The following is a 12666-nucleotide window of genomic DNA, read 5'->3' as shown; positions in this document are numbered from 1 at the left end:
TATTATGATTTTTAAGAAATTTTAAAGTACAATGAATTCTATCTATTATTAGCAAAGCTATATCAAGGATTTGGGAAACGTGTCTTTTTATGAAAGTTTTGTATCGTCTTAACGACGTACAACAAAACCATAATAAAAGACCTAATATGAAAAAATTACTATTCACCTTATCGCTTTTTTTATTTAGCTATAGTATTATACAAGCTCAAGGTTCTGCTGATTACGGTGGTGGAATCAAATTGAATGTTAATCCCGAAGGGTCGAAGTTTATTCGTTTGCTTACTTGGAATCAGATTTGGTTCAGAGGCACACAACTAAACCCTGGAACAACGATTGCGGGCGAAGCTGCTAAAACAAATTTTGATATTTCAGGCCGCCGTTTACGTATGTTGGCCTACGCACAAATTAGTAAACGCTACATGGTACTTGCTCACATCGGAATCAATAATCAAACTTTCATCAATGGTGGTGGCTCTGGCACAACTGGAACGGGCGGCTATGGCAATGGAAAGAAACCACAAATCTTCTTTCACGATGCTTGGAATGAATATCACGTTGTATTGCCGACCAAAGAAAACAAAAATTCGAGCTTGAGCATTGGAGCAGGTTTACATTATTTCATGGGAATTTCTCGCATGACAATGGCCTCAACACTCAATTTCTTGACAGTTGACTCTCCGATTTTCTCGTGGGCTACTATTGATAATGCCGACCAATTTGCTCGTCAGTATGGTTTCTTTGCCAAAGGTAAATTGAATAAATTAGAATACCGTTTGGCTATGAATAAGCCTTTCAATACAAGTTTAGCTCCAACCAATGTAACCGATGCGTCAAAGGCTGCTGCGGTTGATAACAACGGTAAAAGTAATTGGGCAAAAACTGCTTATGTTGAGTATCAATTCCTTGATAATGAATCAAATTTGTTACCTTTCAAAGTTGGTACGTATTTAGGTACAAAGCGTGTCTTTAATATCGGAGCAGGTTTTTACAGCCAAGCGAAAGGTACGAAATCTTCAGTAAACGGAAAACTCGAAAGCCATAACGTAAACTTGCTTTCGGTTGATGCTTTCTTAGATATGCCATTTGGCGATAAAGCAAAAAATACAGCAGTAACTGCTTACGCTGGATATTTCAACTATAATTTTGGGCCAAATTATATCCGAAACATCGGTATTATGAATGAAGGTGTCGTGAATGCCGCTTATGAAGGAAGTGGAAAATTGATGTCAGGTGCAGGAAATGCCCAACCAATGATTGGAACAGGTGATATTTTTTATACACAAGTGGGTATCTTGATGCCAAAAGGAAGCGAAAAACCTAAAATGAGAGTGCAACCATTTACAGCATTTACTTATAAAAACTTTGATGCACTTCCAAAAGCAGTTACAAACTTTGACTTAGGCGTAAACTGGTTGATTGATGGTCATCATGCAAAAATCACAACGCAGTATTCGTTACGTCCAGGAATTGAAACTGCAACAACTAAGCAAAAGCACTTTGGCGAATTTATTGCTCAATTACAAATCTATTTATAAAACTCAACTCTAATATTACTTAAACCCTTAATTGATTAGCACTATGTCTGAAAGTAAAAAAAGTTCGATGTTTTCCATTATTGGAGCATCATCCGTAGGAACGATGATTGAGTGGTACGACTTCTATATCTTCGGAAGTTTGGCGACCATTATCTCTACAAAATTCTTCCCAGCAGGCCCAGGAAGCGAAACGCTCTCGTTTCTTTCAACCTTAGCAACATTTGCAGCTGGTTTTGTTGTTCGCCCATTTGGTGCATTATTCTTTGGTCGTCTCGGAGACTTAATTGGTAGAAAATATACCTTCATGGTTACCTTATTGTTGATGGGAGGAGCAACTTTCACCATCGGTATTATTCCCGCCTACGAAACAATTGGTGTAGCCGCTCCTTTGTTGGTCTTATTACTCAGATTATTACAAGGTTTGGCTCTTGGTGGTGAATACGGTGGTGCTGCAACTTACGTTGCCGAACACTCACCAGCTAACGAAAGAGGTTATATGACCTCATGGATTCAGATTACTGCTACGGCTGGTTTGATAGTTTCATTGATCGTTATTGCTCTTACCAAAGCAATTTTAAGCAAAGAAGATTTTGATGCCTATGGCTGGAGAATTCCATTCTTAGCTTCCATCTTGATGGTTGGTATTTCTTATATCATTCGTCGTAATATGCACGAGTCTCCGTTGTTTTCAAAAGCAAAAGCGGATGGAAAAACTTCTACAAATCCTTTAAAAGAATCTTTCGGAAATAAATTGAACTTCAAATTTGTATTGTTAGCTCTATTAGGCGTAACGATGGGGCAGGGTGTGGTTTGGTACACAGGACAATTTTATGCGATGTCTTTCATCGAAAAAATCATGAACGTACCGAAAGAGCAAGTCGATAGTATTATGATTTGGGGTTTGTGTCTCGGAACGCCTTTCTTCGTAGTGTTTGGTTGGTTATCTGACCGTATTGGTCGTAAGTGGATTATGATGGCAGGTATGTTAGTAGCAATTCTTTCTTACCGCACCATATACTCAAAAATGTATGATACGGTTGACATCAAAGGTAAAACTGAAATCGTAGAAAAAACAACATCAGTTGCTGAATTGAAAGAAAATGCTAAAAATAAAAATGGTGGTGTTGACTCAGTTTATACAATAACAAAGGCATTTACTGACGGAACAACATACAAAGAAGTAAAAACTAAAACCTTGAAAAATGGTGCGGTCGAAATTAGCGAAAAAGACGGTAAACCAATCATTGAAACCAAGAAAACAGTGACAATTAATGATACTGATAAATGGACGCTTACGTGGTTAGTATTTATTCAGATGTTGTTCGTGACGATGGTTTATGGCCCTGTTGCTGCATTCTTAGTTGAAATGTTCCCAATCAAGATTCGCTATACATCAATGTCGTTGCCATATCACATCGGAAATGGTATCTTTGGCGGACTACTTCCTGCAATTGCAACTTTCTTGGTATCGAACGCACAGAAAGTAAACAGTGTAGCGGCCGAGTCGGGTTTAGCTCCAGTTATCGAAAAACCTTATCTCGAAGGTCTTTGGTATCCGATAATTCTTGCAGGTATTTGTTTCGTTATTGGAACAATCTACTTAGATGGAAAAGATAACAAAGTAAATGATTGATTTGTACTCGTAGGAACGTCCAAATTGGATGTTCTTATATAAATGTTAAATTTTCAATACATAAAAACATTAATACAATGAATGCTATAAAACGAATTTTAGGAATAGTTTGGATATTAATCGGAATTGGTGCGGTTTACTATCTAATTGTGAATCAAGCGATTATGCTCTGGAATAAAGGTGGCGAAAACGTAATTCCAGCAATTATTTACACCGTAATTCTGTGTCCGATGATTGCGGGAGCTTTAGGAACATTCGGTTTGTATTCGCTACAAGGCGAATTCGATTCAAAAGATTGATTTTTGAAAAATAGTTGATTTCTAAGCCGTTCGACTATCAGCAAGATAATAAGTGAATTACCATAATAAGTAAGGCTTAGGGTTTAATAGAGCAATGTATGCCAGTTGAGGAAAACTCCCATTGGCATACATTCTTATTTTAGGGGGAGAAGCTAATGTTATTAAATCAGGGATATTAGCGATTGATGATTAAGGATTTTTGATTATTGAGGTAAGTTTTGTTAAAATTATTTTCACTTCAAAAATCAACACTTCTTAATTGTAAATCTTCAATGTAAGTAAAATCTATTATTCTCCACAAAATTAAAAACTATACTTATTTAGCAAAAATAGCTAAATAAATCTTTGAATAGTACCATGTTAGTCGTAGCTTAGTGCAATAAATAAGAAACCTTACATGAAGCAACAAAGAGCCATTGCAATAACGATTTTCTTGGTCTGTCTATTCAACTTTCCCTTATTATCGTTGTTCAATAAAGCCGTTTTTATATTCGGCATGCCCCTTGTTTATGTGTATGTTTTCAGTGTTTGGGCGGTGGGAATTATCATCATTGCTATCATTGCAGAATCTAAAAATGTAGAAGAAACACACGAACATGAATAGCTACATTTTAGGACTTATCTCAATTTATTATTTGGCGTTTTTGTTTATTGTAGCCTATCAGGCCGAAAAAAAATCAAAAAACTCCAAGAGTATTGTTAGCAATCCTAACATTTATGCACTTTCGTTGGCAGTTTACTGCACAGCATGGACATTTTACGGAAGTGTTGGGCGAGCCTCAACCGATGGGCTTGATTTTTTAGCAGTTTACATCGGCCCAACTTTGGTGATGTTCTTGGCTTTTCCGATACTCTTGAAAATCATACGTATCTGTAAAACTCAACGCTTGACGAGTATCGCCGATTTTATATCGTCACGTTATGGCAAAAATCGTTCTTTGGGAGTATTAGTAACTATAATATGCTTACTATCAGGTATTCCGTACATTGCATTACAACTAAAAGCCATTTCAAATAGCTTCGGAATTCTAACAAAAAGTTTGTTAAATAGCAATATTTTAGTTGACCATACTTTTTACATTGTCATTTTGCTGATTCTGTTTACCATCTTATTTGGTACTCGAAACGTAGAAGCAACCGAGCGACACGAGGGAATGGTAACAGCTATTGCAGTTGAATCAATCATTAAACTCATCGCTTTTTTAGCCATCGGAATGTATGTAACCTACTGGCTTTTTGATGGTTTTGAAGATATTTATAACAAAGCAAAATTACTTCAAGCTGCTAAAAAAAATTTTGTGCTTGAAAATGAAAGTGGGATGTCGATGTGGTTTTGGCATACGTTACTTGCCACAATGGCCTTTTTGTTTTTACCACGTCAGTTTCAGGTGACGGTCGTCGAGAATGTTGATGAAAAATATATCAATCGAGCGATGTGGATGTTTCCACTATATATGTTGCTCATCAATATTTTCGTAATGCCAATTACCCTTGCGGGAGGAATTATTTTTAATGGGCAAGCGGTCAATTCTGATATGTATGTCTTGTCGATTCCACTGCATTTTTCTGATGAGTTTTTAGCGATTTTGACTTATATAGGTGGTTTTTCGGCAGCAACAGGTATGATTATCGTAGAAACGATAGCAGTTAGCGTAATGGTGAGTAATAATTTACTGATGCCGATTTTCTTAGGAATTCCTGCATCAAAAGAAATTATTAACCTAAATCCGAGTCGAGTGATTCAGTTTATGAGACGTTTTTCGATCGCTCTCATCATATTTTTGGGGTATTTCTATTTCAAATTTATTACCGAAAAATACTCTTTGGTTTCCATCGGAATGACAGCTTTTGTTGTTGTCGCTCAGTTTGCACCGTCAGTTTTGGGAGGAATTTTCTGGAAAAGAGGCACACAAAAAGGTGCAATGGCGGGTTTAGTTGGTGGAACAGTTATTTGGTTTTTTACCCTAATTATTCCGTCACTCGTAAGTTCAGGAGTAATATCTGATAAAATTATGACAGAAGGTTTATTTGGTGTTTCATTACTAAAACCTTACGAATTATTTGGTATGATGGGCATGGATAATATTTCTCATGCTACATTTTGGACGTTATTTTTCAATATAGTACTTTATTTTTTCGGTTCCTTGTGCAGTAAACAAACATCAATTGAGCATAATCAAGCAGTATTGTTTGTTGATGTATTTCAGTATTCAAAAGGTATAGAAAACTCGGTTGTTTGGCGGGGAAAAGCTTTGGTGAGCGATATTATGAATTTGCTCGAAAGTTTTCTCGGAACAAGTCGCACTGAGAGAATTGCAAGGGTTTTTGCAACACGTAATAATATTAACCTCAAAACTCGCTATGCTGATGCCCGTTTTGTGAATTATTCCGAAAAATTACTTTCAGGAATTGTCGGAACTGCCTCGGCACGGATGATGGTTTCGTCGGTGGCAAAAGAGGAAGAAATTACACTCAATGAGGTTGTTGAAATCTTGAAAAAATCGCAAGAGTTGATGGCGGTAAATAAAGAATTGAAGCAAAAATCGCAAGAATTAAAATTGCTTACCGAGCAGCTTCAAGCCGCCAACGAGCAATTGAAAATGACCGATAAGCTCAAAGATGATTTTTTATCGACCGTTACGCACGAAATTCGTACGCCGCTTACTTCGATAAAAGCTTTGTCAGAAATCTTATACGATAATGAAGACATTGAGCATTCGGAAAGACAACATTTCTTAAATACCATCATTAAAGAATCTGACCGCCTGAGTCGTTTGATAAATCAAGTGTTAGATTTAGAAAAATTTGAGTCAGGAAAAGTAAAAGTGGCTAAAGAAACGCTCAACCTCGAAGAAATTATCTTGGATTCTATTGATGCGATTGAGCAATTGGCAAAAGATAAAGGGGTTACAATCAATATAAAAATTGATAAAAAACTGCCCAAATTTGAGGGAGATAGAGACAGAATTATGCAGGTTATGCTCAATTTACTCTCAAATGCACTGAAATTTATTGAAGCTAATAAAGGAACAATTACCATTACAGCATATAAGCAAGATAATAATCTGCACGTAAATGTGATTGATGATGGAGCTGGAATTGCAAAACAATATCAAGAGCTAATTTTTGATAAATTTTATCAGGCACACGATCAAACTATCAAAAAACCAAAAGGTAGTGGACTTGGGTTGGCAATTTCAAAACGGATTTTAGAGTTGCATAACGGAGAAATTTGGGTAGAAAGTGAAGTTGGGAAAGGTTCAAAATTCTCCTTTTCTATTCCCATTGAATAAATAAAACTAAGCAAAATAATAGGAAAAAATCTATTACAACAAATACTACGACCATGAATATACAGAAAAATATAAAGGTATTAATCGTTGATGATGAACCAAATATCTTACTTTCATTAGAGTTTTTAATGAAAAAAGAAGGGTTTATCGTCTTTATCGCTAGAGATGGTGAAGAGGCTTTTGACATTATCAAAAGAGAGCATCCGAAAATCGTATTGCTCGACATCATGATGCCAAAAGTTGATGGCTACGAAGTTTGTCGATTTATCAAAGGTGGAAATGAAACCAAAGAGACAAAAGTGGTCTTTTTAAGTGCCAAAAGCAAAGAAGCCGATATCGAAAAAGGATATAGTGTCGGGGCAGATTTATACATTCCGAAACCCTTTTCAACCCGTGATTTGGTGAAGAAAATAAACATGATGGCTTCGGGAGTGGTGGCTTAATAATGCTTCAATGAGTGAATGCTTCAATGAATGAATCTATATCGAAATATATTAATGATGAAATAGAAAAAAGTGATTTTTTTTTATTCACTCATTCTATCATTCACTCATTCAAAATTAAAAATGTACAACAAAACTATAATAAAAGTAATGAATTATGACTCATTTTACAGGCGAAGCATTGAGCAACCCGAAGTATTTTGGGCTGAGCAAGCTGATAAAATAGCATGGTATGAAAAACCGCAAACGATTCTTTCGCAGGATAAAAATGGCTTTTACCATTGGTTTGAAGGTGGATTGATGAACTCTTGCTACTTGGCGGTTGATTACCACGTTGAGCAAGGAAGAGGCGATAAAGCTGCAATCATCTACGATTCGGCAGCAACAAATAAGGTCGTTAAATATAGTTATGCCCAAGTACAAGCCGAAGTTTCGAAAATTGCGGGTGCTTTAAAATCTTTGGGTGTAAATAAGGGCGATACCGTTGTACTTTATATGCCCATGATTCCCGAAGCTGCATTTTCGATGTTGGCTTGTGCGAGACTGGGGGCTGTTCACTCGGTAGTCTTCGGTGGATTTGCTCCACACGAACTCGCCATCAGAATCGACGATGCTCATCCAAAAGTAATCATTTCTGCTTCTTGTGGTATCGAATTCGACAAAGTGATTCCATATAAACCTTTGCTCGATGAAGCCATTTATTTGGCAGAACATAAAGTTTCTCATTGCTTGATTTTGCAACGCCCAATGGCTCAAGCAACTATGATTGATGGTCGAGATATTGATTTTACTTCTTACGTAAGTGGTTCAAAATCAGTCGATTGTGTATCAGTAAATGCAACTGATCCGCTTTATGTACTTTATACATCTGGCACAACAGGAAAGCCAAAAGGAATCGTAAGAGATAATGGTGGACATGCCGTAGCACTAAATTTCTCGATGAAATATATCTACGATGTAAAGCCCAATGAAGTATTTTGGGCGGCATCAGATGTGGGTTGGGTTGTGGGTCATTCATACATTGTTTATGCTCCGCTAATTTACGGTTGTACAACAGTATTTTTTGAAGGAAAACCAGTCAGAAATCCTGATGCTGGAACATTTTGGCGAGTAATTGAAGAACATAAAGTAAATGTTTTCTTTACTGCACCAACTGCTTTCAGAGCTATTAAAAAAGAAGATGCCGAGGCAAAATTGAAAGAAAAATACGATACTTCTTCTTTGAAATCTATCTTTGTAGCTGGAGAACGTTGTGATCCACCAACGTTGGAATGGCTACAAGAAATTGCTAAAGTACCAATCATTGATCACTGGTGGCAAACCGAAAGTGGTTGGGGAATTGTTGCCAATATGATGGGAGTTGAACAGTTTCCAGTAAAAGCAGGTTCTGCAACTAAGCCAGTTTGTGGTTTTGATGTGCAAATTCTGGGTGAAAATGGTCAACAGCTTGGAGCAAACGAAGAAGGGTATGTTTGTATAAAATTGCCACTTCCACCAAGTTGCCTTCCGACACTTTGGAACGACGACGAGCGTTTCAGAAGTTCATACCTCAATAAATTTGATGGCTACTACTTAACAGGTGATGGTGGATACATTGACGAAGACGGTTATGTTTTTATCATGGGTCGGGTTGATGATGTAATCAATGTGGCAGGGCATCGCCTTTCAACGGGTGAAATGGAGGAAATTGTTGGTTCTCACAAAGCTGTTGCTGAATGTGCTGTAGTTGGAATTGCTGACGAACTTCGTGGGCAGCGTCCAATTGGTTTGGTGGTGTTGAAAGATGGAATAAACTTTACACAAGATGAAATGGAACATGAGTTGGTTCAACTCATTCGTGACCAAATCGGGGCAGTTGCTTTTTTCCGTAATGCCGTGGTTGTGAAGCGTTTGCCAAAAACTCGTTCAGGTAAAATTTTAAGAAAAACTATTCGCCAAATCATTGATGGTGAGCAATTTACAGTGCCTTCAACGATTGATGATATAACTATTTTAACAGAGATAGAAGAGTGTGTTAGAGGTAGAAAAATTGGTGTGTTTCAGTAAAATGTTCTCAGTGAGGACACTGACAACGGCTTTCCATTGTCAACGTTTTCATTGTCAATATTGTCAGTGTCTTCACTGACAATAAATAGTAAAAAAGTTATGAAAGTAATCTGGATTTCAAATTTGAGAGTTTTTGCAACCCTAACCGTAATCATGCTTCATTGTGCAGCAGGAGGTATTTACTTGATGGGGAAAGTACCCAATAGTTGGTGGTGGATTTGCAATGCTGCCAATGCTTTTGGTCGATTTGCAGTACCCGTTTTTGTGATGCTTTCGGGATATTTGCTCTTAGGAAAATACAAAAACCTGACAGATTTTTTATCGAAACGATTTTCCAGAATATTTATTCCTTTTTTGCTTTGGACCATCATTTTTATGCTTTGGGGAAATTATTTTGGACTCATTCCAGCCGAAAAAACAAAGTTTGAGTTCGTTAATATTCTTAAAAAAATACTAACGGGTGGTGCAGGTGGTTCGGGGCATTTATGGTTTGTCTATATGCTTTTGGGGCTGTATTTATTTTCACCAATTGTAAGTCGATGGATTACGCAAGCAACTGACCAAGAAGTGAAGTTTTTCTTGATAATGTGGTTTATCGCCTGTACAGTTTATCTTTATTTTGAAAAGTTTTTGGGTATCAAAATCAATTTTGAGATTAGATATTTTTCGGGTTACTTAGGTTACTTTATTTTAGGATATTTTTTAGGAAATCTCCAAATTAATTCATCACAAAAAAAGGTCGGTTTTATTGCATTAACTGTTTTTCTGATAAGTTGGATAATTACTTTCATAGGAATTTATTTCTCGACTTTAGCAAACAACAAGATTTATGAATCAAGTTTGTTTGATTATCTAAGTCCGTCGGTTATTTTGATGTCAATCTCAGCATTTTTGACTTTTAAAAATCTGCTAAATATTGAGATTTTACCAACTTTAACCGCTCAATTAGATAAATTTAGTTACGGAATGTATCTAATGCACTTGATTCCAATGAAGACTTTATCACGTCAGTTTCAGATAAATTTCAAATGGATTCACCCAAGTATCGGTATCGCAACGCAGTTTATTCTAACAACCATTATTTGTTATGTAGTCATATTTATTTTAAGTAAAATGCCCAAAAGTGGCTGGATTACTGGGTGAGTTTTGGTTACTTGTTATTAGAGAACTGCGGGGCCGTTCGTGAGGTTATGGGTGATTTATTCGACACCTTAGTATAGAAATTAAAGTTCATTGCCGTCTGCTTTAGCTGACGGTAGATATTAATTCAAATCGACTTGGCTTTAGCCTAAATTGTGCTATTTTTTGCTAAAGTCGTGTTTTGATACTTTTCTTAGAACCGTCAGCTAAAGCAGACGGCAATGAAATTAAAAATCAAATTATTTAGAATCATACATTTATTCAATTTTAGTACTTTTTAATATTACCTCAAATGAAAATCAACTCTTTCCAAGAATACGAAGAAGCTTACAAGAAGAGCGTAGAAAGTCCCGAAGATTTTTGGGGCGAAATTGCAGCCAATAATTTTGAATGGAGAAAGCCATGGAGAAAAGTGCTGAATTGGAATTTCAGTGAACCAAAAGTAGAATGGTTTGTGGGCGGAAAGCTCAATATTACAGAAAATTGTCTTGACCGTCACGTAAAAGATAAGCCAAATCAGCCCGCCATTATTTGGGAACCAAACGACCCAAATGAAGAGAGCGTAACACTCACATACCGCCAATTATTTGAGCGTGTGTGTCGCTTTGCTAATGTTTTAAAACGAAATGGTGTACAAAAAGGCGACCGTGTGTGTATCTATATGCCAATGATTCCCGAATTGTCGATTGCCGTTTTAGCTTGTGCCAGAATCGGTGCGATTCACTCAGTTGTTTTTGGTGGCTTTTCAGCATCTTCAATCGCCGACCGTATCAATGACTCACAATGCGTAGCTGTTGTAACGACTGACGGTGCAGTGCGTGGAAACAAAGCGATCCCGATGAAAGATACCGTTGATGATGCCATGATTGGTTGTCCATCGGTGAAGAAAGTCATTGTGGCTACTCGTACTCGCACGCCCGTAAGTATGATTAAAGGCCGTGATGTTTGGTGGGAGGAAGAAGAAAAACACGTAACAAGCGATTGTCCAGCCGAAGAAATGGACTCAGAAGACCCACTTTTTATTCTTTATACGTCGGGTTCGACTGGAAAACCAAAAGGGGTAGTACAAACTTGCGGCGGTTACATGGTTTATGCGGCCTACACTTTTCAAAATGTGTTCCAATATAAACCAGGTATGGTTCATTTCTGCACGGCAGATATTGGTTGGATAACAGGACACTCATACATCGTTTACGGTCCTTTGGCTTCGGGAGCAATTTCAGTATTATTTGAAGGCGTACCAACTTACCCAGACGCTGGTCGTTTTTGGGATATTGTTGAAAAACACAAAGTGAATATTCTTTATACTGCTCCAACTGCCATTCGCTCATTGATGGGTTTTGGTTTAGAATATGTAGAAGGAAAAGATTTGAGTTCGTTGAAAGTGCTTGGTTCGGTTGGGGAACCAATCAACGAAGAAGCTTGGCAATGGTATTCTAAAAATATCGGAAAAGATAAATGTCCAGTAGTTGATACTTGGTGGCAAACTGAAACTGGCGGAATTATGATTTCTGCATTGGCGGGAATCACACCTTTAAAACCAGCTTGGGCATCATTACCACTTCCAGGTGTACAAATGATGTTGGTTGATGAAAACGGAAATGAGATTTTGGGTGGCGATGTAAGCGGAAATTTGTGTATCAAATTCCCGTGGCCATCAATTTTACGTACAACTTGGGGCGACCATGAGCGTTGCCGCACCAATTATTTCTCGGCATATCCAAACCTATATTTCACAGGTGACGGTGCAATGCGAGATGAAAATGGTTTTTATAGAATTACAGGTCGTGTAGATGATGTATTGAATGTTTCTGGACACAGAATTGGTACTGCCGAAGTGGAAAATGCCATCAATATGCACACAGGCGTAGTAGAAAGTGCCATTGTGGGGTACCCGCATGACATCAAAGGGCAAGGCATTTATGCTTACGTAATCTGTGAAAGCATGATTCATGATGAAGAATTAACTCGGAAAGATATTTTGGCAACGGTTTCTCGTGTGATTGGGCCAATTGCTAAACCTGATAAAATTCAGTTTGTGAGTGGTTTACCGAAAACTCGTTCGGGAAAAATCATGCGAAGAATCTTACGTAAAATTGCCGAAGGCGAAACTTCAAATTTGGGTGATATTTCAACACTTCTCGACCCAAATGTAGTTGAAGAGATTAAGAATGGGGCAGAGGCTTTGAAATAACAAAAAAATACTTTCGTCTAAAAAGGCGAAAGTATTTTTTTACAATTCATTTTTTGTGTGTTAATTAGAGTCTTTAACTCTCT

At 37.2% G+C, this 12666-nt stretch carries 9 protein-coding genes; all 9 read left to right on the top strand.

Annotated features, from left to right (window positions below; genetic code table 11):
* The first annotated feature begins 146 nt into the window (after positions 1 to 146).
* The gene (locus tag A6M55_RS04460; RefSeq protein WP_064196721.1) at positions 147 to 1535 is read left to right on the top strand and encodes a hypothetical protein; all 1389 of its coding nucleotides are present in this window, start codon (positions 147 to 149) and stop codon (positions 1533 to 1535) included.
* 43 nt (positions 1536 to 1578) lie between these two features.
* Complete coding sequence (locus tag A6M55_RS04455; protein ID WP_064196666.1) at positions 1579 to 3168, top strand: MFS transporter; 1590 nt, start codon at positions 1579 to 1581, stop codon at positions 3166 to 3168.
* Between the two features lie 77 nt (positions 3169 to 3245).
* Entirely contained in the window at positions 3246 to 3467 is a 222-nt protein-coding gene (locus tag A6M55_RS04450; RefSeq protein WP_064196665.1) for a DUF6814 family protein, read from the top strand.
* Between the two features lie 397 nt (positions 3468 to 3864).
* Positions 3865 to 4071, top strand: coding sequence for a hypothetical protein (locus A6M55_RS04445; protein WP_064196664.1), 207 nt, complete (start codon positions 3865 to 3867; stop codon positions 4069 to 4071).
* Positions 4064 to 6760: an ATP-binding protein gene (locus tag A6M55_RS04440; protein ID WP_064196663.1), complete on the top strand. Its 2697-nt coding sequence runs from the start codon at positions 4064 to 4066 to the stop codon at positions 6758 to 6760. Before A6M55_RS04445 ends, A6M55_RS04440 begins: the two co-directional genes overlap by 8 nt.
* A gap of 53 nt (positions 6761 to 6813) precedes the next feature.
* Positions 6814 to 7203, top strand: coding sequence for a PleD family two-component system response regulator (locus tag A6M55_RS04435; RefSeq protein ID WP_064196662.1), 390 nt, complete (start codon positions 6814 to 6816; stop codon positions 7201 to 7203).
* Between the two features lie 123 nt (positions 7204 to 7326).
* Positions 7327 to 9249 carry a propionyl-CoA synthetase gene (locus tag A6M55_RS04430; RefSeq protein WP_082892923.1) on the top strand — a complete coding sequence of 641 codons (1923 nt, stop codon included), beginning with the start codon at positions 7327 to 7329 and terminating at the stop codon, positions 9247 to 9249.
* 99 nt (positions 9250 to 9348) lie between these two features.
* On the top strand, positions 9349 to 10392 hold the full coding sequence (locus A6M55_RS04425) for an acyltransferase (protein WP_064196660.1): 1044 nt from the start codon (positions 9349 to 9351) through the stop codon (positions 10390 to 10392).
* Positions 10393 to 10681: 289 nt separating this feature from the next.
* A complete protein-coding gene (gene acs / locus A6M55_RS04420; protein WP_064196659.1) occupies positions 10682 to 12583 on the top strand; it encodes an acetate--CoA ligase in 1902 nt (633 codons plus the stop codon).
* Positions 12584 to 12666: the final 83 nt, after the last annotated feature.

This window comes from Emticicia sp. MM (assembly GCF_001649495.1).
This window is presented reverse-complemented; position numbering and strand designations above follow the sequence as displayed.